General features: G+C 48.5%; 27 protein-coding genes. 1 reads left to right on the top strand and 26 read right to left on the bottom strand.

Going from position 1 to position 24,240, the window contains the following annotated elements:
• Positions 1–12: 12 nt before the first annotated feature.
• Together dapB and MHB78_RS11015 are read right to left on the bottom strand one after the other, a co-directional pair.
• Entirely contained in the window at positions 13–816 is an 804-nt protein-coding gene (gene dapB / locus MHB78_RS11020) for a 4-hydroxy-tetrahydrodipicolinate reductase (protein WP_046129898.1), read from the bottom strand.
• A gap of 11 nt (positions 817–827) precedes the next feature.
• Positions 828–1,166, bottom strand: coding sequence for a nucleotide pyrophosphohydrolase (locus MHB78_RS11015; RefSeq protein WP_046129897.1), 339 nt, complete (start codon positions 1,164–1,166; stop codon positions 828–830).
• Between the two features lie 135 nt (positions 1,167–1,301).
• Here MHB78_RS11015 and MHB78_RS11010 point away from each other — a divergent pair, with 135 nt between their 5' ends.
• Complete coding sequence (locus MHB78_RS11010) at positions 1,302–2,174, top strand: YitT family protein (RefSeq protein ID WP_046129896.1); 873 nt, start codon at positions 1,302–1,304, stop codon at positions 2,172–2,174.
• Positions 2,175–2,212: 38 nt separating this feature from the next.
• Here the strand turns inward: MHB78_RS11010 and ypjB are convergent, their stop codons facing one another.
• The 24 genes from ypjB to MHB78_RS10890 all read right to left on the bottom strand — a co-directional run bounded on the left by ypjB (position 2,213) and on the right by MHB78_RS10890 (position 24,238).
• Entirely contained in the window at positions 2,213–3,016 is an 804-nt protein-coding gene (gene ypjB, locus MHB78_RS11005) for a sporulation protein YpjB (RefSeq protein WP_046129895.1), read from the bottom strand.
• Positions 3,017–3,092: 76 nt separating this feature from the next.
• On the bottom strand, positions 3,093–3,677 hold the full coding sequence (locus tag MHB78_RS11000) for a DUF1405 domain-containing protein (RefSeq protein ID WP_046129922.1): 585 nt from the start codon (positions 3,675–3,677) through the stop codon (positions 3,093–3,095).
• 206 nt (positions 3,678–3,883) lie between these two features.
• Positions 3,884–4,651 (bottom strand): menaquinol-cytochrome c reductase cytochrome b/c subunit, encoded by a 768-nt coding sequence (locus MHB78_RS10995; protein ID WP_046129894.1) that lies wholly within the window; start codon positions 4,649–4,651, stop codon positions 3,884–3,886.
• A 33-nt stretch (positions 4,652–4,684) separates the two neighbouring features.
• The gene (gene qcrB, locus MHB78_RS10990) at positions 4,685–5,359 is read right to left on the bottom strand and encodes a menaquinol-cytochrome c reductase cytochrome b subunit (protein WP_046129893.1); all 675 of its coding nucleotides are present in this window, start codon (positions 5,357–5,359) and stop codon (positions 4,685–4,687) included.
• 2 nt (positions 5,360–5,361) lie between these two features.
• The gene (locus MHB78_RS10985) at positions 5,362–5,868 is read right to left on the bottom strand and encodes a ubiquinol-cytochrome c reductase iron-sulfur subunit (protein ID WP_046129892.1); all 507 of its coding nucleotides are present in this window, start codon (positions 5,866–5,868) and stop codon (positions 5,362–5,364) included.
• Positions 5,869–6,015: 147 nt separating this feature from the next.
• On the bottom strand, positions 6,016–6,462 hold the full coding sequence (locus MHB78_RS10980; RefSeq protein ID WP_046129891.1) for a YpiF family protein: 447 nt from the start codon (positions 6,460–6,462) through the stop codon (positions 6,016–6,018).
• A 77-nt stretch (positions 6,463–6,539) separates the two neighbouring features.
• Complete coding sequence (locus tag MHB78_RS10975) at positions 6,540–7,079, bottom strand: ReoY family proteolytic degradation factor (RefSeq protein WP_046129890.1); 540 nt, start codon at positions 7,077–7,079, stop codon at positions 6,540–6,542.
• A gap of 68 nt (positions 7,080–7,147) precedes the next feature.
• Positions 7,148–8,422 (bottom strand): tetratricopeptide repeat protein, encoded by a 1,275-nt coding sequence (locus tag MHB78_RS10970; RefSeq protein ID WP_046129889.1) that lies wholly within the window; start codon positions 8,420–8,422, stop codon positions 7,148–7,150.
• Positions 8,423–8,645: 223 nt separating this feature from the next.
• Positions 8,646–9,932 carry a 3-phosphoshikimate 1-carboxyvinyltransferase gene (gene aroA / locus MHB78_RS10965; RefSeq protein WP_046129888.1) on the bottom strand — a complete coding sequence of 429 codons (1,287 nt, stop codon included), beginning with the start codon at positions 9,930–9,932 and terminating at the stop codon, positions 8,646–8,648.
• 9 nt (positions 9,933–9,941) lie between these two features.
• Complete coding sequence (locus MHB78_RS10960; RefSeq protein WP_046129887.1) at positions 9,942–11,057, bottom strand: prephenate dehydrogenase; 1,116 nt, start codon at positions 11,055–11,057, stop codon at positions 9,942–9,944.
• Between the two features lie 48 nt (positions 11,058–11,105).
• A complete protein-coding gene (hisC, locus tag MHB78_RS10955; protein ID WP_046129886.1) occupies positions 11,106–12,188 on the bottom strand; it encodes a histidinol-phosphate transaminase in 1,083 nt (360 codons plus the stop codon).
• Positions 12,189–12,200: 12 nt separating this feature from the next.
• Positions 12,201–12,998 (bottom strand): tryptophan synthase subunit alpha, encoded by a 798-nt coding sequence (trpA, locus tag MHB78_RS10950; protein ID WP_082094054.1) that lies wholly within the window; start codon positions 12,996–12,998, stop codon positions 12,201–12,203.
• Entirely contained in the window at positions 12,973–14,193 is a 1,221-nt protein-coding gene (gene trpB, locus MHB78_RS10945) for a tryptophan synthase subunit beta (protein ID WP_046129884.1), read from the bottom strand. Before trpB ends, trpA begins: the two co-directional genes overlap by 26 nt.
• On the bottom strand, positions 14,174–14,830 hold the full coding sequence (locus MHB78_RS10940; RefSeq protein WP_046129883.1) for a phosphoribosylanthranilate isomerase: 657 nt from the start codon (positions 14,828–14,830) through the stop codon (positions 14,174–14,176). Before MHB78_RS10940 ends, trpB begins: the two co-directional genes overlap by 20 nt.
• A complete protein-coding gene (gene trpC, locus MHB78_RS10935; protein ID WP_046129882.1) occupies positions 14,823–15,587 on the bottom strand; it encodes an indole-3-glycerol phosphate synthase TrpC in 765 nt (254 codons plus the stop codon). The genes MHB78_RS10940 and trpC overlap by 8 nt, the downstream gene beginning before the upstream one ends.
• Positions 15,568–16,596 carry an anthranilate phosphoribosyltransferase gene (trpD, locus tag MHB78_RS10930; protein WP_065894561.1) on the bottom strand — a complete coding sequence of 343 codons (1,029 nt, stop codon included), beginning with the start codon at positions 16,594–16,596 and terminating at the stop codon, positions 15,568–15,570. The genes trpC and trpD overlap by 20 nt, the downstream gene beginning before the upstream one ends.
• Positions 16,568–18,115 carry an anthranilate synthase component I gene (gene trpE, locus MHB78_RS10925; RefSeq protein WP_046129880.1) on the bottom strand — a complete coding sequence of 516 codons (1,548 nt, stop codon included), beginning with the start codon at positions 18,113–18,115 and terminating at the stop codon, positions 16,568–16,570. Before trpE ends, trpD begins: the two co-directional genes overlap by 29 nt.
• Before the next feature lie 226 nt (positions 18,116–18,341).
• A complete protein-coding gene (gene aroH, locus MHB78_RS10920; protein ID WP_046129879.1) occupies positions 18,342–18,725 on the bottom strand; it encodes a chorismate mutase in 384 nt (127 codons plus the stop codon).
• Positions 18,722–19,810 (bottom strand): 3-dehydroquinate synthase, encoded by a 1,089-nt coding sequence (gene aroB / locus MHB78_RS10915; protein ID WP_046129878.1) that lies wholly within the window; start codon positions 19,808–19,810, stop codon positions 18,722–18,724. The genes aroH and aroB overlap by 4 nt, the downstream gene beginning before the upstream one ends.
• Positions 19,810–20,982, bottom strand: a complete 1,173-nt coding sequence (gene aroC, locus MHB78_RS10910) for a chorismate synthase (RefSeq protein WP_046129877.1) — start codon at positions 20,980–20,982, stop codon at positions 19,810–19,812. Before aroC ends, aroB begins: the two co-directional genes overlap by 1 nt.
• 71 nt (positions 20,983–21,053) lie before the next feature.
• The gene (locus MHB78_RS10905; protein ID WP_046129876.1) at positions 21,054–21,821 is read right to left on the bottom strand and encodes a protein-glutamate O-methyltransferase CheR; all 768 of its coding nucleotides are present in this window, start codon (positions 21,819–21,821) and stop codon (positions 21,054–21,056) included.
• 150 nt (positions 21,822–21,971) lie between these two features.
• A complete protein-coding gene (gene ndk / locus MHB78_RS10900) occupies positions 21,972–22,421 on the bottom strand; it encodes a nucleoside-diphosphate kinase (RefSeq protein WP_173427488.1) in 450 nt (149 codons plus the stop codon).
• Positions 22,422–22,547: 126 nt separating this feature from the next.
• The gene (hepT, locus tag MHB78_RS10895; RefSeq protein ID WP_046129874.1) at positions 22,548–23,510 is read right to left on the bottom strand and encodes a heptaprenyl diphosphate synthase component II; all 963 of its coding nucleotides are present in this window, start codon (positions 23,508–23,510) and stop codon (positions 22,548–22,550) included.
• A 29-nt stretch (positions 23,511–23,539) separates the two neighbouring features.
• Positions 23,540–24,238 (bottom strand): demethylmenaquinone methyltransferase, encoded by a 699-nt coding sequence (locus MHB78_RS10890; protein ID WP_046129873.1) that lies wholly within the window; start codon positions 24,236–24,238, stop codon positions 23,540–23,542.
• Between the last annotated feature and the right edge of the window lie 2 nt (positions 24,239–24,240).

The raw sequence follows: 24,240 nt of genomic DNA, 5'->3' as shown, positions 1-24,240 counted from the left end.
CCCCTTTTGTCATTAATCGATGATATTTTCAAGACCGTAGACAAGCTGATCGATTTTCATCACTTGTTCAACAGCCAGTTTCACACCTGACATGAAAGATGCACGGTTATATGAATCATGACGGATTTTCAGCGTTTGTCCGTCTCCGCCGAACAGCACTTCCTGATGGGCAATCAATCCCGGCAAGCGGACGCTGTGCAGGCGGATTCCGTTTTGTTCTGCTCCTCTTGCTCCCGGCAAAATCTCTTTTTCGTCAGGGTGCCCCTGCTGTTTTGCTTCCCGGACGGCCGAGATCATTTCCGCTGTTTTCAACGCTGTGCCGCTCGGGGCGTCAAGCTTTTGATCATGATGCTGTTCAATGATTTCCACATCGGTAAAATAGTTGGCCGCCATCTGCGAAAATTTCATCATCAGGACGGCTCCCAACGCAAAGTTTGGCGCAATGATTGCGCCGATTCCTTTTTCGTCTGTGAGCTGCATCAGTTCATCGAGATCGCTTTCTGAGAATCCCGTCGTCCCGACAACCGGACGGACTCCGTGCTCCAAGGCGATTTTCGTATGTAATTTACCGATTTCAGGCGTTGTCAAATCAATCAGCACGTCCGGAGCCGTTTCTGAAAAGCATTCGTGTATGTCCGTATAAATCACCGCATTTGAGCGGCACTGCATAACTTCAGACAGCTTCTTCCCGTTATATGTACGGTCAATCGCCCCGACGAGTTCAAAGTGAGCGGTATCCTCGACAAGCTTGACCGCTTCCGTCCCCATTCTTCCGCGGGGGCCGGCTATGGCAATTTTGATCGTTTCTTTTGGCATGTGAATCTCCTCTACTTTCCTTCTTCTTTTCTTGTCCAGCGGTCTTTGTCACGGGTGTTGAATTTCTCCATGACCATATCATGCGCTTCATCTAATGATATATGAAGTGAATTGGCTAAACAAACTAAAACAAATAAAACGTCGCCGATTTCCTCTTCGATCTTTTTTTCGGCTTCGGTTTTTTTCTTCGGCTTTTCCCCGTAATGATGATTGATTTCCCGCGCCAGTTCGCCGAGTTCCTCCGTCAGCCTGGTCATCATCGCAAGCGGGCTGAAATAGCCTTCTTTAAATTGGCCGATATATTCATCAACCTCGCGCTGTATATCTTTCACCGTTTTTTCCTGAGTCATTTGGCAAAACCTCCTGTCATCTCTTACATGTTAGCGAATTCAAACAAGTTTGACAAATGTTTGAGACGGGTTTGCTGTTTTAAATGGGATACACTATAATATTAACGCCAGCTTATGGAAGGAAAGGGGATTTTTATGTTCGGAGAGATCAGAATGAAAAATGTTTTGTTTATCTTGGCGGGCGCCGCTGTCTTTTCGTTTGGACTTGTTCATTTTAATATGCAAAACAATTTGTCGGAAGGCGGTTTTACCGGAATCACCCTGCTCCTGTATTTCCTGTTTAAGATCGATCCTTCCATTTCCAATCTGGTATTAAACATTCCGGTCTTTATCATCGGCTGGAGGCTGCTCGGAAGAACGGTTTTTGCGTATTCGATCATCGGAACCGTCAGCCTGTCCGTGTTTTTATGGATTTTCCAGCGCTTCCAGATCCATATGCCGCTGAAGCACGATCTTGCGCTTGCAGCGCTGTTTGCCGGCGTTTTTATCGGCACCGGGCTCGGAATCATTTTTAGATACGGAGGTACGACAGGCGGCGTTGATATCATCGTCCGACTCGTCAATAAATATTTCCATACACCCATGGGCAAAGTCATGTTTGTATTTGACGCCTGCGTCATTACGCTTTCGCTTATTTTTTACCTTTCCTATAAAGAAGCGATGTACACGCTCGTCGCCGTATTTGTTGCCTCAAAAGTGATTGACTTCATGCAGGAAGGCGGGTACGCTGCAAAAGGAGCGACCATCATTTCCGAAAAGAACGAGCAGATCCAGCAAAAAATAATCGAAGAAATGGAACGCGGAGTCACGGTTTTAAAAGGCCAGGGGTCCTATACGAAAGCGGAGCGCGATGTGTTATATTGCGTCGTCCCGAAAAATGAAGTGGTCCTTTTAAAAAATGTGATCACATCCGTCGACCCCCATGCATTTGTTGCGGTAAGCGATGTTCACGATGTATTGGGTGAAGGATTTACGCTTGACGAAAACAAAAATCCCATTTCCCGCTGAACCATCAAACAAAAAGAAGCCTGCGGGCTGCAGAGCTTCTATTTCGGCCAATCCTTTTCCCTTTTTTTGCGCCTGTCCCCTTCGGCTTTATACTTCCTGAAACCGACGTATGTCAGCGTAGAAAGGATGATGCTTCCAGTTGTCAGGATGACCCACAACAAGGAGGGATCTGCGTCATCTTCCTCCACTTGATTAAATACGTCTTCCAAATCTTTTTCCAGCGCATTCAGCCTTTCGAGCTTGCTGCTTTCCGTCATTTGCTGAAAATCGCCGTGCTCGACGACATCGATATGGTTTGAGACGCTTTTGAGTTGTTTTGGCGGGACATCAATCGTTAAGCTTGGATAAATCGTATCATACAATGATAAGAAATGATTCCATTTTTCCTGAAACGTCAGGCCGTCTTCCTTTTGAATACCGGCTTTCAGCGCCTGAAACGAATCCATGATCGGCTTTTTCAGCGAACTCCAAAGCGGGTCATGGTCGGACTCCAACGCATCCATCAGCATCCTGAACTGAGCCGCTGCTTTAAGCTTGTCTGTTTGCTCCGTCTCTTTGTCTTCAAGGCTTTTCAGCACATCATGATATGCCAGCGTAACCTGGCGGACCTCTGTTGCGGTCATCACGCCTTCCGCTTCGCTTTTCTCCGCAGCCTTCAGCCTGTCTTCAAAATATTGGAGAATCTGGACAGCCTCTTCATATTGCGTCTGCCTTGTTAATTGGAATACGGTATCGGACAGTTCGTTCAATTCCTGCAATGCTTTCGGATCACCGCCCGCTTTCAAACCGCAGGCAGGAAAAACGAGCGCAATCAGCATGCAAAGGATCACCTTTCGTATCATTTACGGTCCCTCCCACTCCTTCTATTACAGCGTATGAAGAGAGGGACAAGGTTAGACCAAGATTGTTATCCAAAGCCTACAGCTTGAAAGCTTTCTTAGACAGGACAAGATAATACGCCAATCCGATCGAAGCGATGCTCAGCCAAAACGTAAAATAGCCGATTTGCGGCATGTATTGATCAAGCATTGAATAATTCGGCATCATCTTAAACAGGTAATCGATCACATCATTATGGAGCGTCCAAACCGCAGCCGCCGCCAAGTGCCAAGCTTTAAACCGGTAATACGGCGCATACAAAATGCCTTGCACAGCCATGGCAAAATGCGATGCGATCAGCATATACCCCGTCCAATGAAGGCTTCCCGTCGTTACAAGCACGAGTATATTCATGACGACCGCCCACAGCCCGTATTTAACGAGCGTAACGAGAGCAAGCGCTTCAAACAGGGACGCATTCCTTTTTAAAAGAAAGCCCAAAAGGACAAATAAAAAAAACAAGGTGGCCGTCGGGCTGTCGGGAACAAAGATCAGAAACTTTGCCGGGGTGTCCACCAGCTGGGGAAGGTACCAATAATATCCGTAGACAGTGCCGAGAAAGTTGACGGCCAATAGCAGGACGAGTACCGATCTTTGCCCGAGCATGTAAAGAATCCATTTCACTTCTATCAACTCACAGTCTTTTAAAATAAAAAGGGCTGCCGCTTGGGTCCTCCGCCTGGAACACATGGGCGTGTTCACGCTCTCGGAGTATAGACCCGCTGCAATTTGAAGAGGCTGCCGAATTTTTTCGACAGCCTCGAACGCTGACCTAACGTCAGCTTCAGCTCTATCATGAGTATATCTTTCCTTTTGAATCTTGACAACATTTACTTTGCAGTCGTTTCAGATATGAATTTGGACAGCTCTTTCAGCTGCTTATCATTACCCTTAAACACGCCGGCCGGCATTTGCCCCTTGCCTTCCTTGGCGATTTTCGCAATCTCTTCAGGAGATAAACCGTTGTCAACGAGAGACGGTCCTGCTGCCCCGCCCTGCATGTTATCGCCGTGGCAAGAAATACAGCCTTGTTCCTGGTAGACCTTGTAGCCCGCAGCGCTCTTGTCAATGTCAGCCTCTTCTTTGATTTTCCCTTGTTCTTCGGCAGCGGCCCAATCGTGTGTGACGACGGACTGCCATGTCAAGAAAACCGTGGCTGACAGCGCCAAAAGCATCAGCCCGACAGCAACGGGACGCTTAAACGGTCTTCTGTCAGGCCCCCTGTCGATAAACGGTGCCAGCAGAAGCGCCCCGAACGCAATCGCCGGTATGACGATTGCTCCGACCACCGTATACGGCCCGGCGGCATATTCGTATTTAAGCAATTGGTACAAAAATAGAAAGTACCAGTCCGGTAAAGGTATGTAACCGGTATCCGTCGGATCGGCCATCCGTTCAAGAGGAGGCTCATGAACGACGGTCAATACGAGAAAACCGATCAGAAAAACCGCTCCTACAAGCCACTCTTTAAGCAAAAAGTTCGGCCAGAACGCTTCCGTTTTCCCCGGAAATTCCGAATAATCTTTTGGAATATTCGGTTTTCTTTCCGCCGGTATTCTCGAATCTCCGACAAACTTCATTCCTTTTCCCCTTTTCATGCCATCCCCTCCTTCTTTCTTTTCATCACTCGTTTACAGCGGCCCGGAAATTCCTTGCTTGCGAATCATGATAAAGTGTGCAGCCATAAGCGCAAATAGAGCGGCTGGCAGGAAAAAGACGTGTATGGCAAAAAATCGCGTCAACGTCTGGGCGCCGACGATATCCGGATGACCGGCGAGCAGCGTTTTGATTTCCGGCCCGATCAGCGGCGTCGCCTCCGCGATCTGCAGACCTACTTTTGTCGCAAACAGAGCCTTCATATCCCATGGCAGCAGGTAGCCTGTAAAACCTAAGCCGAGCATGACAAAGAAAATGAGCACGCCGACGATCCAGTTCAGCTCCCTCGGCTTTTTATACGCCCCCTGAAAGAAAACCCTCAGCGTATGAAGAAACATCATGACGATGACCAGGCTTGCCCCCCAGTGGTGCATTCCCCGTACAATTTGTCCGAAAGCTACTTCATTTTGCAAATAGTAAACCGATTCCCAGGCATTTTTTATGTCCGGGACATAATACATCGTTAAAAACATGCCGGAAAGCACCTGAATGACCGTTACAAAAAACGTCAATCCCCCAAAGCAATAGACGAATGCTGAAAAATGGTGCGCCGGATTGACGTGTTCAGGAACTTCGTGATCGGCAATATCTCTCCAGAGCGGTGTGATATCAAGCCTTTCATCCACCCAGTCATAAATTTTGTTTAGCATGATCACCCATCCTTCCTCGGCTTGGCTTTCCCTAAGTAAAGATAGCCGTTTTTAACCTCTTGCTCATATCGGTCTAAAGGAGCAAGCGGCGGAGTTCCGGGTACATTGGTACCATCCTTTTCATAAAGTCCGTAATGGCACGGACAAAAAAACTTGTTTGGATTTTTTGGATCGCTGTTCCAGTTGACCGTGCACCCCAAATGCTTACAAACCGGTGATAAAGCTATGATTTCTCCCCCATGTTTGAAAACCCACGCCGACCGCGATTCTTCAGATTCGTACCAGGCATCCACTTGTTTGATCTTGAAGTCGAAGCGCTGCGGTTCGTTTGTCAGCTCGTCAACGCTTACAACCTGAACCATGTCCTGATCCTCAGTCGGTCTTAAAACCGGATCGAGCGCGAAGCGAACCATAGGCATGAGCATTCCCGCCGCCATAAAACCGCCGACCCCGGTCAGCGTGTAGTTTAAAAATTGACGTCTGGATACCCGATGTCTGTTTTCGCTCATCTTCATATCCCCCCTCAAGTCCCCAGCTACAATATAACTGAAATAGAAAAATATTCAATGAAACTAGGACACCCTCATAATATATCAATCTTTTAGGAAGGTCAACATTCCCAAAATAACTAATCTGAGGAAATGTAAGTGTTTTTATCAAGAGTTCCAATATTGTAACAAAATGTTCAATATTTGCTCAATTTGGTCATCAAAAACCTTTTGTTTCAGCGAGTCTTTCATATGTTCAAGGGGCACAGCCGGAATCCAGAGCAGCCTTTGCTCATCGCTGAGCGCATGCTTCCAGCGCTCGTCAGCCGTCAGAAAAATGGTGTGCCGAAAGTGCTTTTCGGCCATTTCTTTCAGATCGCCAAGATCCCGTGCCGATTTTTCATCAGCCTGCAAATATGTATAAGGCGGAAACAGATAGATGCGGCCCTTCAGCTGCCTCTCAAGCTCCTCAGCGAGCATCGATGTAAATTCCCCTTTTGAGACGGCTGATTTAAACTGCTCCCCCAGATCGACCGAAATCAGCGGAATGACCGCGGTATCGATGTACTCCTTGGCGTTCAGATAAACATCTGCATCATGTGCATTCCATTTCACTCGGGATATCCTCCTTTTATGACAGCGCTTCCCTCGCTGAACAAGCCTTGCGTTGGCAAGGCTTGTTAGCGGCGGGGCTATTGCAGCTGGCTCAGTTGTTTTGCTAATTTTTCGAAGCTCTCTTTATCTTGGCGGTCAAGCGCTTCGTCTATTTCCCGCAGCAGTTTTTGTCTCTGAAAAGTCGAAATGGAGTGCTCCAAAATCTGCTCGGCGACTATTTTATCTTTTTCATTTTCGTATAGGTCTTTCGGAATATGAGGGTTGGCCTCCAGTACGGCCGCGTATTCCGGCGAATTATAGGCAGAGCGGAAATTCAGCTGGATGAACAGATCCTGCTGCTTATTCAGCCGGATATCGTGAAACGATTTCTCTGCATCTGTCGTCATGACGTTTTCTTTATAAAAACGAAAAGGCACTTCTTCGACGCAGTGGGTGGACATGATAATGCCTCTCGGGCAAAATTCGGCCTGCTCGACAAAATGTACTTTCTCCATTAACGAGTCATGGCTCATTAAATAATTCAGAATCCATACACACTCTCTTCGTTTGAGCTGATAGTGGTTTAAAAACCAGCGGATAAAATCTTTTTTTTCATTGACAGAAACAGGGGTCTGCATGTTATTCCCTCCTCTATCGCATCTTGTGTACTACTTTATTAATTCCACACAAACCGATCATATCCTGCTTATTCAAAGGAATTTTCATCTTCGATTCTGAAAATCATCTCATGGACTTCCTCATTTGCGGGATCGAGTGCAACGATTTTTTTCAAAAGCGGCAATGCTTCCTTCCGCTTTCCTTCTTCAAGCAAAAATACCGCGTACTCATACAGAAAATCTCCATCTTCCCGATAATTCGAAAATGCGGCTTCGAATTCCCGGCCCGCCTTTTCGTATTCTTCGATTCCAGCGTACGCCGATGCAAGAAACCAGGTGAATTTTGGGTCATCTTCACCATATTTGCGAACGTCTTCTACGAGATCAATGATACTCTCAAAGTCTTCTTCTTCAAGATAAAGGGCAAGAAGGGTGTGAACGGCTTCGATATATCCAGGGTCAAGGGCGAGCGCTTCCTGAAGCAGGTCTTTCGCATCAGCCGGCCTTTTCGTTTTTAACGCTGCTTTTGCTGCAGAAAGATACAGCTCTTTGTTGAACTCATCTACGCGGATTCCTTCTTTCGCTGTTTCAAACGCCTCTTCATAAAGCCCTTCTTCTTCATAGCTGTTGGCCAAAGGCTTGTAGAGCGAGGAATAGGCCGGATCAAGCTCTTTAAGCTCTGTCAATTGTTTGATCGCAGTTTTAGGGTACCCCGCTTTTAAAGCGGTAAAACCGTAACCAAACAATGTATTCGGTTCCGGATTCTCCCGGACGGCTTTTTCATACCATTCCAGCGCTTCTTCAAATTCTCCTGACGAGCTTAATGACTCAGCGAGCCTCTGGTAAACGCCGACTCCTCCGATAACCGCCTTTTCACCGGCTGCTTTTTTGTATTGCGCAACCGCTTTTTTGTAGGCTCCCTGAGCGAAATACAGCTCTCCCAAAGCAAAATCGATCACCGGCTCATCAGGCAGGATGGATTTCGCTTTCAACAGCTTCTGTTCGCTGACTTCAAACAGCCCCTGCATCTGATACAGGTCAGCCATCAAAAGCAGGCTTTCCGCGTATGCCTGATCTGTTTCAGGAATCGTCTCCAGTACACGGAGCGCTTCCTCTTCCTGATCGGTTTCGATGAGGAGCTCGGCATAAAAACAGGTCAGCTCAGATTCTTCCGGGTACAGTTCGTGCAAATCGCTGACGATGGCAATGGCCTTGTCGACGATTCCCCATTCGTAATACAGCTGGGCAATAGTCGCTTTGTCTTCGTCGTGAAGGGCAGGCGTGATTTCGGCAAGTTTTTTCAATCCGCTTTCCGTTTGGCCTGCTTCAACTAATTTTATGGCTTCTTGGATCGAAGTATTCAAATCTAAACGTCCCTTTCTTTCGTCAAATCATCACCGGCGTTTTGCTCCGGCAAAACTGCTTGAGTTAGTTATTATCATAATTCACCCGGGCAGCTTCGGCAAATATGTTGCTCTTCTTTATCCCGTTCCCGGAAATATTCTTTAAGACAAGCTATGCAGCAAGCCTTCGTTTTATGTTCGCGGCCTTTTTTGAAAGGCGAAAAAGCCTGAAGCACAGAAGGCTTCAAGCTTTTTTGGCCAGCTTTTCAATATGTTCAAAAAACGTCGGATATGAGACGCTTACGGCTTCCGGACGGGCAATATCGATCGGATTTTCGCAGATGCACGCGGCAATCCCGAGCATCATGCCGATGCGGTGGTCGCCGTGGCTGGATACTTGCGCACCTCCGGTCAAAGGCGTTTTTCCGTAAATCTTCATCCCGTCTTCCGTCGGCTCGATACGCGCACCGAGTTTATTTAGTTCCGATGCCACGGTATCGATGCGGTTCGTTTCCTTCACTTTGAGCTCTGCGGCATCTTTTATCACCGTCGTGCCTTCAGCCTGTGTCGCGAGAAGGGCGATGATCGGAATTTCATCGATGAGGCGCGGAATCAGATCCCCCGAAATTTCGGTCGCCTTCAAGGATGCGGCCTTGATTTTCAAGTCGCCGTACGGCTCTCCGCTTCCGGTGTCCTTTGCTTCGATTTCAAGATCTGCGCCCATTTTTTCAAGAACATCGATGATTCCCGTCCTGGTCGGATTTAAACCGACATTTTTCAGAACGATTTCGCTGTCCGGCACAAGGGAGCCGGCTGCAAGGAAAAATGCGGCTGAAGAAATATCCCCGGGGACAAATACATCCGTTCCTTTTAACGTCTGTCCCCCGGCAATCGAAACGGATGTATCGCTTTCCTCAAGCTTCACGCCAAACATTGAGAGCATCCGTTCCGTATGGTCCCTCGATTTATGGGGCTCTGTCACGGTCGTTGTCCCGTCGGCCTGAAGACCGGCAAGGAGAACGGCCGACTTGATTTGCGCGCTGGCAACAGGCGATTGGAAATCGATCGCGGCAAGGTTTCCGCCGCGGACAGATAGCGGCGTATACTCTCCACCGGCACGGCCGTCAATTTTCGCCCCCATTTGCCGAAGCGGATCGGTTACGCGCTTCATCGGCCGTTTGGCAATGCTGTCGTCCCCCGCTACTGTGCTGTGGAACGGCCGTCCCGCCAAAATGCCGAGCATCAGCCTGATCGTCGTTCCGGAATTTCCGACATCGAGGAGTTCGCCCGGCTCAGACAGCCGATCTAAGCCTTTGCCGTATACCGTAACATCTCTGTTGTTCCGTTCGATTTCAACGCCCATTTTTTTGAAGCAGTCGATCGTGCTTAAGCAGTCTGCCCCCGGCAGAAAGTTTTGGATAACCGTTTTTCCTTCCGCAATGGCGCCGAACATGACCGATCTGTGGGAGATCGATTTGTCGCCCGGAATATGGAGCTCTCCTTTTAATGAACTGACTTTTCCTCTTTTCATGCTTCCACCTCAATCAGCGTAAAATGTCTCATATTTCGCGCGGGTTTGAATGCATTTTTCAGCGCGTTTGCGATCTTGGTCAGATTGAAAACTGATTCTGAGAACACCGTTTATCTCTTCCCGCGTTTCGATAATCCGGATGTTCGTGATGCTGATTTGTTCGTCGGCGAGAATCGCCGTAATTTCGGAGATGACCCCCGGATGGTCAGGGACATCGACATAAAGATCGTAAAAAGAAGGAATCGCGCCTTTCTGCCGTAAAGGAAGGCCATCGCGGTATTCCTTTGCCTGCCGAAAAAATTCAAACAGCCCGTCTGCATCTTCATTTTCAACAAAAGTCCGGATCCTGTCCAGCTCAAGTTTCCATTCGTCAAACCGTTCTAAAATTTTATCTTTATTGTGCAAAAGAATATCCCGCCACATCGCCGGACTGCTTGAAGCAATCCTCGTTATATCGCGGAATCCTCCAGCGGCAAATCGCTTGACGAGCGGATACTGGTCCTCAAATTTAACCGTCTGGTGCACGAGGCTGGCTGCCACGATGTGGGGAAAATGGCTGATCACGCTTGTGACGGCATCATGCTCCTCGGGAGACATTTCCACAAACTTTGCATTCGTCCCTTTCAGCAGTTCTTTCAAAGAGCAGACCGATTCTTTTTTAGCGGAACGGGCCGGGGTCAAAATATAGAATGCATTTTCGAATAATAGCTCTTTGGCGGCTGCCACGCCTGATTTGTGAGAGCCTGCCATCGGATGTCCGCCGATAAATTCATACTCTTTCGGCAGCACGTTTTCCGCGTGGGCGACAACCTTTTGTTTTGTGCTGCCCACGTCGGTTATTAACAGTTTTTTCTTCATGCCGGATGCGGCCAGCTCGTCAAGCATATGAAGCGTCTGCTCTACAGGAGCGGCCAAAAAGACCGTCGACGCTTTTTGAATGCCTTCCGAAAACGAAGCAGCAGGCTCGTCAATCACGCCGAGCTTCTGTGCAGCATTCACCTGCTCTCTGGACACATCAAACCCGATGATTCGTTTTCCGGGATGCTCTTTTTTGATGGCGAGCGCAATGGAACCGCCGATCAAGCCTAATCCGGCCAATAATATCGTTTCATTCGGTTGAGTCATCTTTATCACCTGGTTCAATAGACTAAAGAGGTGATGCAGCATCACCCCTTACAATATACCGGCCAATGTTTTCAAAAACCCTTCGTTCTGCTCTTTTGTGCCGACGGAGACTCTTAAATGCCCCGGAAAACCGAGCGCATTTCCCGATCTCGTGATATAGCCCTTTTCGAGCAATGCCTGAAACAGTTCGTCTGCATCCCGTTTCAGATCGATCAGCACAAAGTTGGTCTGGGAAGGATAATAATCGAGCCCGTGCTCATTACAGAAATCGTAGTACTGCTTAAGCCCTTCTCTGTTTTTTCTGACGCATTCTTCGATAAACGCCTGATCGCCAAGCGCGGCAAGTGCGGCAGCCTGGCCGAGCCGGTTCGTGTTAAACGGCTGTCTCGCCGGCTCGATGGAGCGTACCAGCTCTTCTGAAGCGATACCGTAGCCGACCCTTAAGGCGGCCAGGCCGTACGCTTTTGAAAACGTTCTGAGGATCATCAGGTTCGGGAAGCGCTTCAAAAGCGGGATCGTTTCAGGATAGTCTTCCGCGGTTACATATTCATAGTAAGCTTCATCGACAACGACGAGGGCGTGCTCAGGAACCTTCTCAAGAAAACCGATCAGTTTCTGCTCCGGTTCGTATGTTCCTGTCGGGTTATTCGGACTGCAAACCCAGACGATTTTCGTCTTGTCATCGATCGCCCCAAGCATGGCATCGAGATCATGGCAGCCGTCTTCAAGCAGGTCCACCTCCCGCACTTGGGCACCTTCGATAACGGCATTGTGCTTGTATTGGGAAAACGTCGGGTTCGCCATCACCGTGTTTGTGCCGGCGTCCAACAAAGAACGGGAAAGGATTTGAATGACTTCATCCGTGCCGTTTCCTAAGATGATGTTTGTCTCGCTTACGCCAAGGTGCCCTGCAAGCTTTGTCCGCAAGGCCGCACTGTAGCCGTCGGGATAAAGGGCCATTTGCTGAACCTCAGTCTGGAGAGCATCCTTGGCCGCTTCTGAACAGCCGAACGGATTTTCGTTTGAAGCAAGCTTTACGACTTGATCGAGATTGAATTCCTTTTTGACCTCTTCAATCGGCTTGCCTGGCTGATAAGGTTTTAACTGTTTTAACTGTTCTTTGATTTGCAAAATTCTGTCACCTCATTTAACCATGTACGATACGCTGAATGTTTTAGCGTATTCTTCAAATGTTTGCAAGGCTTGCTCTCTTGTCTCCGGACTTATGAGATCGTCTTTCAGCTCCTCGATCTTTCTGACAAGAGCGCTTCCTACGACAACGCCGTCCGCCAGTTCATTCATCAGCTCCACTTGTTCGGAGCCGGAAATCCCGAAGCCGACAGCAACAGGAACGGAACTCATCCCTTTTACAGACCGGACAAATGAAGAAACAGAATCATCGAATCCATCGCGAACACCCGTAACGCCGAGCGAAGATACGCAATACACAAACCCTTCCGCCTGCTGTGCGATTTTTTGGATCCGGCTTTCGCTTGTCGGTGCAACAAGGGAAATATACGTGATTCCCTGCTTTTTGCATTGCTGCTGCAAATACACGCTTTCTTCAAAAGGAAGATCCGGAACGAGAAGTCCGTCAATTTCATTTTGTCGCAGTAAAGCGAAAAAGTGATCTGTATCTAATTGTAACACAGGATTGTAATACGTAAAGAGAATTATCGGGATATCCACGCCGTTTTTTTTCATTTTTCCGCCAAGCCTGATCGCTTCAACGATGTTCATGTTATTGTCTAGCGCCCGTTTTGAGGCCCTCTGAATCACAGGGCCGTCAGCCAGCGGATCAGAGTACGGTACACCGAGTTCAAGAGCCGAGGCGCCCGCCGCCTGAAGGGATTTTGCCAGTTCGACCGTTACCTCCGGCAGCGGGTCGCCCGCTGTAATAAATGGGACAAACAGCTTATCGGACTTTTTCAGATTGAACATCTTCATTCACCTCTTCTTCCATCACCTTCATCAAGGTATGGACATCTTTGTCTCCCCTGCCTGAAAGGCATACCAGAATGCTTTCCTCTTGTTTCATGTGTTTTGCAATGTCAAACGCTTTCGCCAACGCATGGGCCGATTCAATCGCAGGTAAAATCCCCTCTGTCTCCGCAAGACGTTTTAAAGCCGCTACGGCTTCACCGTCTGTCACCGATTCGTACCGGACGCGGCCGATCTGGTGGAGATGGGCGTGTTCAGGCCCGACTCCGGGATAATCGAGACCGGCGGAAATGGAATACGGCTCGATGATCTGCCCGTACTCATCTTGCAGCAAATACGTCAAAGAACCGTGGATGACGCCTTTCGTTCCTTTTGTGATGGTTGCCGCGTGAAGCGGGGTTTCGGTGCCTTTTCCCGCAGCCTCAACGCCGATCAGCTCAACGGGTTCTTCGATGAATGAACTGAACATCCCGATCGCATTGCTGCCCCCTCCGACACAGGCAATGACCTTGTCCGGAATCTTTTGTTCGGCTTCGTAAAACTGCGCTTTCGCCTCATCGCCGATGATTCGCTGAAACTCCCGGACGATATAAGGGTATGGATGCGGTCCGACAACCGACCCGATCATGTAGAAATGATCCCGGCAGTGCTGAACCCAGTATCGGATCGCCTCGTTTGTCGCGTCTTTCAATGTTCCGTTTCCGCTGGAGACCGGCACGACTTCGGCCCCTAAAAGCTTCATCCGAAAAACATTCAACGACTGCCTTGCAACATCTTCCTCACCCATAAAAACAATGCATGACATGCCGAACTTTGCAGCGACGGTCGCCGCAGCGACACCGTGCTGGCCTGCGCCTGTTTCGGCGATGAGCTTTGTTTTGCCCATTTTCGCAGCAAGCAGCGCCTGACCGAGAGCGTTGTTGATTTTATGTGCGCCTGTATGGTTTAAGTCTTCACGCTTTAAATAAATTTTTGCTCCGCCCAACTGCTTTGTCAGCTGATCGGCGAACGTGAGGGCGGTCGGTCGTCCTGAATATTCAACTAACAGTTTTTTATATTCCTCTTGAAATGCAGGGTCATTCTTTAGACCCAGAAACGCTTTTTCGATTTCCTCCAACGGCTGCATCAATGTCTCCGGGACGAATTTCCCTCCAAAGTCGCCAAATCTGCCTTGTTCATTCGGATATGAATACATGATTGAACATCCTTTCTTCTAGAAGGTTGATCAGCTTCTCGCTTTTTTGACCATTTTCTTCGATTCCGCTTGCCAGATCGATTCCCGGGGGCTTCTGATCCAAAAGCGCTCCTATGCTGTCCGGATTGACGCCTCCCGCGATAAACAACCGCTTTCCATCTTTGGCCGCAGCTTCAATGTACATCGGCACGCTTTCCCATGAAAACGAAATGCCTGTTCCTCCCCTCATCCCTTTTACAGAAGAGTCGATCACAAACCCGTCTGCATACGGGATGAATGCTTTCAGTTTTTCAACGGTTCCGCTTCCGTGGTGAAACGCCTTCCAAACCTCACAGTCCGTCATCGTTTTCAGCCGTATGATGTCTTCTATCGTTTCGTCGCCGTGAAGCTGGATTACGTCTAAAGGTACGTCTCCGGCAATCTCAATGATGCGGCCGGTATCTTCGTTGACAAAAACGCCGACAAGCTTTTTCGCCAAAGGTCCGATCTGCCTGCACCAGCTTTTCACATCAGAAGGGTCAACCGCCCGCCTGCTTTCGGCGAAAATAAATCCGAGGTAGTCCGCTTTTGAGCCGGCCGTCGCCTTCAAATCTTCGAAAGAATGAATCCCGCAATATTTCAAGCTTGGTTTATTCATCACCCGTTTCTCCAAACAGCGCATGAATGGCTTTTTGCTGCGACGCTTCCCTCATTAACGATTCCCCGACGAGGACGGCCCGTGCTCCGCACTTTTTCACAAAACACAAGTCTTCTTTTTTGCCGATCCCGCTCTCGCTGACAAGAACGGTGCCGTCAGGAATCATTCGTGCAATCCGCTCCGTCTGGCTGACGGAAGTTTCAAAGGTTTTCAGATTTCTATTGTTCACACCGATAATCTCCGGCGTAAAAATGTTCAAGATCCCTTCCAGCGTTTTTTCTTCATGAACCTCAACGAGTGCATCCATGCCTTTTTCGGCGGCTTCTGTATACAGTTCGTAAAGCTTTTGCGGCTCGAGCGCCTCGCCGATCAAAAGGATCGCATCCGCTCCGATGCGGTTCGATTCTTCGACCTGTAAGGAGTCGATGATGAAATCCTTCCGCAGCACGGGAATCGATACTTCGCGTTTGATCGATGACAAATATTCATTTTTGCCTTGAAAAAACGGTTCATCTGTCAGGACAGACAAACAATCAGCGTTTGCCCGTTCGTACGCTTTTGCGATTTCTTCAGGCTGAAAATCGGCTTTTATCACCCCTTTTGACGGGGAGGCTTTTTTCACCTCGGCAATCAAAGCCACAAAGCGATTCGGCGACAGAAGGGCCTTCTTAAGTGAGCGCTTCACGAGCTTTACATCTTCCGGCAGCACCATCTTCGACACGTATTCCCGCTTTTTTTCAATGATTCGATTCAGCATACATCTCTTCCTCTTTCTGTTTTAATCGTTCCAGCTGTTTGAGCGCTTTGCCGCTTTTAATCGTCTCCAGCGCGGCTGAAACGCCTTCTTTCAGCCCGCCGGCCTGACCCGCGACATACAATGCGGCGCCTGCATTCAAAGCGGCGATGTGAAGCGCGGATTCAGAACTGTTGTTTTGCAAAATGTCTAAGATGAGGCGGCCGCTTTCCTCAGGGGTACCCACCTGAATGTCGCTGAGCCTGCCAAGCGGCAGTCCGGCGTCAGCCGGCTCAACAGTATATTCAAACCGTTTTCCGCCTTTCAGTTCGATGACGTCTGTCGGTGATGTGATCGACAGCTCGTCGAGTCCGTCGCGGCTTGACACAAATAAAACATGCTCCGGTTCAAAGGCTTCCAATGCTCCAGCCATCAGCCTCGCCTTTTCGATGGAGTATACGCCGATCACCTGGCGTTTGGCTTTCATCGGATTGCTGAGCGGACCGAGCAGATTAAATACGGTTCGAAACGCGAGGTCTTTTCTAACGCCCGCAACATGCTTCATTGAAGAATGATAGGCCGGCGCGTATAAAAAGCCCATATTCCGACGTTCAATGCTCCGTTTTGTTTCCTCAGGCGTCGTCTGGATCGATATCCCGAGATATTCGAGAACGTCTGCACTTCCGCTTTTGGAGGACACCGAGCGGTTGCCATGCTTGGCGATTTTGGCACCGGCCGATGAAGCGATGATGGCGGCCGCCGTCGAAATATTGAACGTGGAAACGCCGTCTCCCCCCGTACCGCACGTATCAACGACATCTCCCGGGCCGTCTATTGCCAAAGCCTTCTCCCGCATCGCTCTGACAAAGCCGGTCACCTCATCAACCGTTTCTCCCCGGTAAGCAAGAACGGAGAGAAACCCGCCGATTTCAGCAGCGCTCATGGAGCCGGTCATCATCAAATGCATGATTTCGTTCGCCTCGGCTTCGCTCAGCGTCTCCCCGTTAACGCATGATTTCAGCAGTTCGTTCATGACCGTCCTCCTCCTTTTCACAAAACACGTCTTCAGCGATTTGGATCGTTTTCAGCAGCGCCCCCGCTTTATTGCACGTCTCTTCCCATTCCATTTCAGGCGCGGAGTCGGCCACGATTCCGGCGCCGGCTTGAATCGATGCAACGCCGGCCTTGACGCTCATCGTCCGGATCGTAATGCAGGAATCGATATTCCCGTCAAACCCGATGTAAGCGATGCAGCCCCCGTACGTTTCCCGCGGTTCAGGCTCAATCTCATTCAAAAGCTGCATCGCCCTGATTTTGGGAGCCCCCGTCAAAGTGCCGGCCGGAAAGGCGCTCATCAAAGCATCGACCGGGTGAACGCCTGCTTTTAAAGTGCCGGTCACGACTGAAATAATATGCATCACGTGTGAAAACGACACGATCTTTGTAAACTCCGGCACATTTACGGACCCGTATTCGGCCACCCTGCCGATGTCGTTTCTCGCCAAATCGACAAGCATATAGTGCTCCGCCTTTTCCTTTTCGTCAGCCAGAAGCTCTTTTTCGAGTCGTTCATCTTCAGCCTTGTCAATTCCCCTTTTTCTCGTCCCGGCAATCGGATGAATTTCAAGGTGTCCGTTCTGCACATGGATCAGACGTTCCGGCGAGCTTCCGACAAGCTCGCGGTCAGGCAGCTTAATATAGTACATGTAAGGCGATGGATTGATCAGCCTCAGCACCCTGTATAATTCAAAGGAACCGACTTTCACAGGTATATCAAACCTTTGGGAAAGAACTCCCTGAAAGATATCACCCGCTTTAATGTATTCTTTCAGGCGTTCAACATCGCGCATGAATTGCTGCTTCTCGTACGTTGACCGGACATGGTCAAAGCTTGGTGCGCCGTGCCGTTCCTGCGGGAGAAAAAGCTCCTTCGCCGCTTTACGGTCCTTCAGCCTGCGTATTAGCTCTTTCAAATCTTCTTTGGCGGCATGATAGGCTTCCGCTTTTTCGTTCTCCGATTCTCCGCCGTTCAGCGTGACGTAATGAATAAAGTGGAGTTTTTTGAGTTCGTGGTCGTAGGCGATCATCGTCCGGCAGACGAACAGCTGGCATTTGGCCATGTCCGTTACCCGTTGATGTCCGGCGATGGCCGGCTCAATAAGCGGCATTACATCATAGCTTAAATATCCAACGGCTCCCCCTGAAAACGGAATATCAAGCTTCGGCGCCTTAATTGCGCATGTATCCGACATCCATACAAGCACTTCCTTCAGCTCTGGCGCCGTATAAAGCTTCTTCATTTCGCTATCCGCAGCGTGGAACCTGCCGTTTTCCTCTTTGATGGTCAAAAACGGATCGAGTCCGATGAAGGAATATCTGGACCATGAGGATGATTCGTCCTCGCTTTCGAGCAAATAGACAATGTCGTCTTTCAGCTTTTCAACCATTTGAATGGGCGTCAGCGTATCGACGGAAAAACTTTCGATAATAGGAATGGTTTTAAAACGCACAGCATCTTTCATGAAAGCGGAAAAATCGTTTTGAATACTCAAAGTTCTCACTCCTTTTCAAGAGGAGAATGAGGTAGGCACAGAGAGGCAAAAATATGTTGCGGAAAATAAACAAACCCAAAAGAACAAACGTCTTTTGGGTAGGATTTAAAAACGTATGGTCTCGGCTCATCTACACTCATTCTCAACTACCCTAATCTCAAACTAAGCTCTCATAGTAAAACCCATATACACACTCCTGTGTATTTCTAAGGTTTCTACAATCGTATTACAATTCAGTCTTTTTTGTCAATGATAAATCAGGCCTCAACGAGACGGCATTTTCCAAATATATGTGGCGGACTTCATCTTGCCGCTTTTCGGTCTGCACGGTCATCATGATCCTGATGCATTTCTTAAGGCCGTGTTCAACGTCCATTTCCTGCATGCACATAACCGGCACATGCTGCCAGCCGTCAAACGTTCTGACGACTTTTGCAGGAAAAGCGGCATGAATATCTGAAGTGGCGGATATGAGGATTTGGACCACCTGCTCGGGTTTGATATCGTTTTCTGTAATCATTTTCCCGATCAGCTGTGTCGTCTTCGCTGTAATATCCTTATCTGTGTCCTGTTCCACTGTAGTTGCTCCCCGAATACCGCGAATCATCATTCGTCTCCCTCCAATCTCCACATATTCAGCCATCGTTCGATCTCTTCTGCTTGAAAGGAGTGCAGGCGTACGCTGCCTATCCGGTCAAGCAGGACGAACTGGATGATTCCGCCGCGCGTTTTTTTATCGTTCATCATCCGGCTGATGAGCGCTTCTGTTGAAATGTCATGTTTCAACTGCCCGGGATAGCCCAGGTTTTTCAGCCATCTCGCCATCCGCTTGCGGTCAATAGGGCAATTCAGAACGTTTTCGCTGACAAACAAGGCAAACTGCATCCCAAGCGCAACAGCGTCGCCATGGGTGATCTCTCCATAGCCGTACTCGGCTTCAACGGCATGGCCCAGCGTGTGCCCAAAGTTTAAAAACGCTCTGATCCCCTGCTCCCGTTCGTCGTTTGAGACGATTGCCGCTTTAATCGAAATGCCTTTATACACCATGTCATTCAGCTGTTCATTTGTGATCTCTTCTATCGAGTTGATGTCGAGAAGATCGTTTAAAAACGCTTCATCATGGATAAAGGCGTGTTTAATGACTTCTGCGAGCCCTGACCTCATTTCCTTTTCAGGCAGGGTCCGAAGGCATTCCGTATCGTAAATGACCGCTTTAGGCTGATGAAAAGAGCCGATTAAATTTTTGCCGAGCGGGTGGTTAATCGCGACCTTTCCGCCGACTGCGCTGTCGTGGGAAAGCAGAGTCGTCGGAAACTGAACATAGTCGATGCCCCGCATAAAAGTCGATGCCACAAAACCCGCAAGATCGCCGACGACGCCTCCGCCAAGGGCGAGAATGCAGGAAGAACGGTCAAGATGAAACTCGATCGCTTCGGTCTGCAGCTTCATGAACATGTCAATCGACTTGGCTTGCTCTCCGCTCGGAACGGCAACCTTTTTGACGGGCCATTTGCTTTGGAGAAGGCGGAACAGCTCTTCTCCATATCGTTTATCAACTTCTTCGTCGGTAATCAGAAAAAGCTTTGTCATCGGAAGGTTTAAGGATGACAGAAGCTCATCCGCGTGTTTCCTGATGCCTCCTCCGATAAAAACCGGGTAAGACAGAGAAGCGGTTTCGATTTGCAATGTTTTCATTAAAATTCCCTCGCAAGCTTTCTCATCTTTTCAACGTTCTCAGCGATGCGGTCCATTTGGTCGACTCCAAATTGCTCGACGATTGCATTGGCGATTTCCCAGGCGACGACTGCTTCCGCCACGACGCTCGCAGCCGGAACGGCGCATGAGTCAGAACGTTCGATGCTGGCGCTGAACGGCTCTTTCGTTTCAATATCGACGCTTTTCAGCGGCTTGTATAACGTCGGAATCGGCTTCATGACGCCTCTGACGACAATCGGCATCCCCGTCGTCATTCCGCCTTCAAGACCGCCGAGGCGGTTCGTTGCGCGCGTATACCCTTTTTCTTCATCCCAAATGATTTCGTCATGGACTTCGCTTCCGTTCTTTCTGGCAGCTTCAAAGCCGATGCCGAATTCGACGCCTTTAAAAGCATTGATGCTCAAAACGGCAGCTGCCAGCTTGCTGTCAAGCTTGCGGTCGTAATGAACATAGCTGCCGACTCCGACCGGAACCCCTTCGACGATGACTTCGACGATTCCGCCGATGGAATCTCCGTTAGCTTTCGCTTCATCGATCGCGGCCATCATTTTTGTGCCTGCCTCATCGTCATAGCATCTGACAGGAGACTCCTCCGTCACTTTTTTCAAGTCTTCGATTGATTTGTAATTGGTCTTTTCAGCCTTTATTCCGCCAATTTCCAGAACGTGACCGGCCACTTGAATGCCAAGCTGCGACAAAATCTTTTTCGCGACGGCTCCGGCCGCCACCCGGACGGTCGTTTCCCTGGCAGAAGAACGCTCAAGCACATTGCGCATGTCCCTGTGGCCGTATTTAATCGCGCCGTTCAAATCGGCGTGACCCGGTCTCGGCCTTGAAATCTGACGCTTCATTTCGCTTTCTTCTTCCTCTGAAATCGGCTCTGAGCCCATGATTTTCGTCCAGTGGGTCCAGTCCTTGTTTTCCACAACAAGGGCGATCGGAGATCCAAGCGTACGGCCGTGCCTTACTCCGCTAGTAATGCGGGCCTGGTCTTTTTCGATTTGCATTCTGCGTCCGCGGCCGTGCCCTTTTTGCCGCCTTCCGAGTTCATTATTAATATCTTCTTTTGTGATATAAAGCCCTGCGGGCACCCCTTCAATAATCGTCGTAAGCTGCGGGCCGTGAGATTCTCCGGCTGTTAAATACCTCATGCTTTCGTTCTCCCTTCATCACATTAACGCTTTTAAGTAAAACTATAACATACCTTTTCGTAAAAAGTCAGCTAACTTTTTTGATAGAAGAACGTATCTGTCGATTGAAAGCCGTATTTCTCGGGATTAAAGATCTGCTCTGTGCTTCCAACGAACAAAACTCCTTTCTTCTTTAAGCTTTCGCTGAATTTGCGGTAGATTGTCTCCTTCGCCTCCTCTGTAAAATAGATCAGCACGTTCCGGCATACGATGATATCAAAATCTTTTTCATACGAATCGGCGAGTAGATTGTGTTTTTGAAAGCGGATGTTTTTCCGTATTTCGTCTTTTACGGTATAGCGGGTGCCGTTTTGAATAAAATATTGATCTTTCATCGCTTTTGGCACTTCCTGAAGCGACCTTTCCTGATAAATGCCTTCCTTTGCTTTTGCCAACACTTTATCATCGATATCTGTCGCGATAATTTCATAGTTTGTCAGATGTTTTTGGCGGCTTAAGATCATTGACAGCGTATAGGGCTCTTCCCCGGTTGAACAGGCCGCGCTCCAGACCTTCAGCGTTTTGGCCGGCTTGAGCAGAGGGAGAATCGTTTTCTCGAGTACGTCCCACCTTTGATAGTTTCTGTAAAATTCAGAAACATTGATCGTCATTCTGTCTAGCGTTTCTTGAAGAAGCGCATCATTTTTTTCCAGTTCGTTCGCAAACTCGCGAAAATCGCCAAAGCCCTTTTTTTCGTAAAGAGACGTCAGCCTTCTTTTCATTTGCGCCTCTTTGTACAAAGCTAAATCCACACCAGTTATTTTTTTCCATTTGTCAACGAAGAAGTTGTAGTTGTCCATTTTTTCTCTCCTAATCGATTCATGCTGATATGTGTAACATTATAGCTTGTTTTCGTGGCAATTTGTATCGTTTAAACGAAAAAACGCCCGCTGCCTCATAGGGGAAAAGGGCGTTTTTCATTTAAAAAAATCAGCCTTTCAGCTGATTTTTTAATAGATCCATTGATTGATTAACTTTTCTTCTTCAATAAGTTCATTCTCTTTAAAAAATAAGCCGATTTCACGCACTGCACTTTCAGGAGAATCTGAACCGTGAATGATGTTTTTGCCGACGCTCATGCCGTAGTCCCCGCGGATTGTGCCAGGCAGCGCTTCTTTGGGGTTCGTTTTGCCGATCAGCTGCCTGCTGATCGCAATTGCGTCTTCCCCTTTCCATACCATTGCAAAGACAGGGCCTGACGTAATAAAATCGACAAGTTCGCCAAAAAACGGTTTTTCTTTATGCTCTTTATAATGCTCGCCGGCCGTCTCTTCTGAGACTTTCATCAGTTTGGCTCCGATCAATTGTAAGCCCTTTCGATCAAATCTAGACAAAATGTCGCCGATCAGTTGGCGCTGAACGCCATCGGGTTTAACCATCACAAAGGTTTTTTCCATAATCGATTCTCCACCCCACTGTTATGTATAGGCTTTCAATACTACAACGGAAATATAACATTTTTCAAAAAATTAATCAATAAAGGGCGGAGAATATTCATACTTTTTACTTATTTTTCAGATCGGCGTTTAGAATTTTCGCTTTCCGATATATTTCGCAATTTGGCCGAGCGCCGTCCTTGCGCGGTTTTTCGGAAGCGTTTCGAGCAGGCGGAACGCTTTGTTCAAATACATTTCGCTGACTTTGAACGATTGTTCAATGGCATCGGTTTTTTTCAGCTCCTTGATCAGCGGCTTGATTTGTTCAGGCGTCGTTTCGCTGTTGACCAGCATGAGGCGCGCTTTCAGTTCGGGGGATTTCAGCGCATACAGCACGGGAAGCGTCACGTTCCCCTGCAGCAGATCCCCTCCGACCGGCTTGCCGAGCTCTTTTTCGCTTGACGTAAAATCGAGGATGTCGTCGATGATCTGGTACGACATTCCGACGTAATAGCCAAACCAGTAAAGCGTTTTGTGAATGTGTTCACCCGCTCCGGCGGCGATGGCTCCGAGCTGGCAGCTCGCCGCGATCAAAAGCGCGGTTTTCCGCTTAATCCGTCTTAAATACGTTCTCAGGTTTTGCTCCATATTATATTTATCTTTAATTTGTTCGATTTCTCCAAGACAAACTTCAACAAGCGCCTTCGACAAAATTTCGTGGGCTTTCGGCTCGTTTATTCTGGTCATCGATTCAAGCGAACGGGCAAATAAATAATCGCCTGTATACATCGCAATTCGATTGTCCCATTTTGCCTTAATCGTCGGCTTTCCCCTTCTGAGTTCGGCATCGTCGATGACATCATCATGGACGAGCGATGCCATGTGCATTAATTCCAATGAAACTGCGACATTTTTAATTTTGTTGATGTCGTATTCCCCGAACATGCCGCTCAGCAGGACAAAAACCGGCCTGATCCGTTTCCCCCCGGCCTGCAGCAAATGCAGGCTCGCTTCACTCAGCAAAGGGTAGTCGGAGTGTACGGTCTTTTCCAGCTCTTTTTCTATTAAATCAATATCCTCATTCAAAAAAGAATATAACGTTGTCAATTTCATATCGATTCACCCGAGTATTCCTGTAGTCATCATCGCTTCCAACCGACATGTGTAGCTGCTACACCGCCTGTGAACGGATGATATTGAACATTTTCTAACCCAGCCTTTTCAAATAAAGCGGCAAGCTCTTTCATACCCGGAAATTCCCTGGCGGATTCCTGCAGCCAGGAATACTCTTTGAAACTTTTGGCAAAGAGCTTTCCGAATGCAGGCATGATAAACCGGAAATATAAATAGTAAAGCTGCTTGAAACCGATCATTTCCGGCTGGGATGTTTCAAGGCACACAACCTGGCCTCCGGGTTTCACCACGCGCGTCATCTCTTTTAATACGGTTAAATAGTCAGGGACATTGCGGAGCCCGAATCCGATGGTGACATAGTCGAACGTATTGTCTGCAAAAGGCAGCTCCATTGCATTGCCGTGGATCAATTCGATCTGGCTGTAGCTCTCTGTCTTTTGCTCTGCAATCGTCAGCATATTTTTGCTGAAGTCAAGGCCTTTGACCTCGCCCGACTTTCCGGCGGCCTCCGCGAGGGCGATCGTCCAGTCCCCGGTTCCGCAGCACACATCCAGCGCCTTTGCCCCTTCATGGACATTCATGATCTGCATCGTTTTGTCGCGCCATTTTTTATGCTGCCTAAAGCTGATCACGGAATTCATCCGGTCATAGTTTTTGTAGATTTTTTCAAAAACGCTGTGCACGCGCTGTTCTTTTGACTGCTCCATGA

Origin of the sequence: Bacillus sp. FSL K6-0138, assembly GCF_037982765.1 — a bacterium.
Classification (GTDB): Bacteria; Bacillota; Bacilli; order Bacillales; family Bacillaceae; genus Bacillus; species Bacillus glycinifermentans.
Note: the sequence above shows the minus strand (reverse complement) of the source record. Positions and strands in the feature narration are given on the sequence as shown.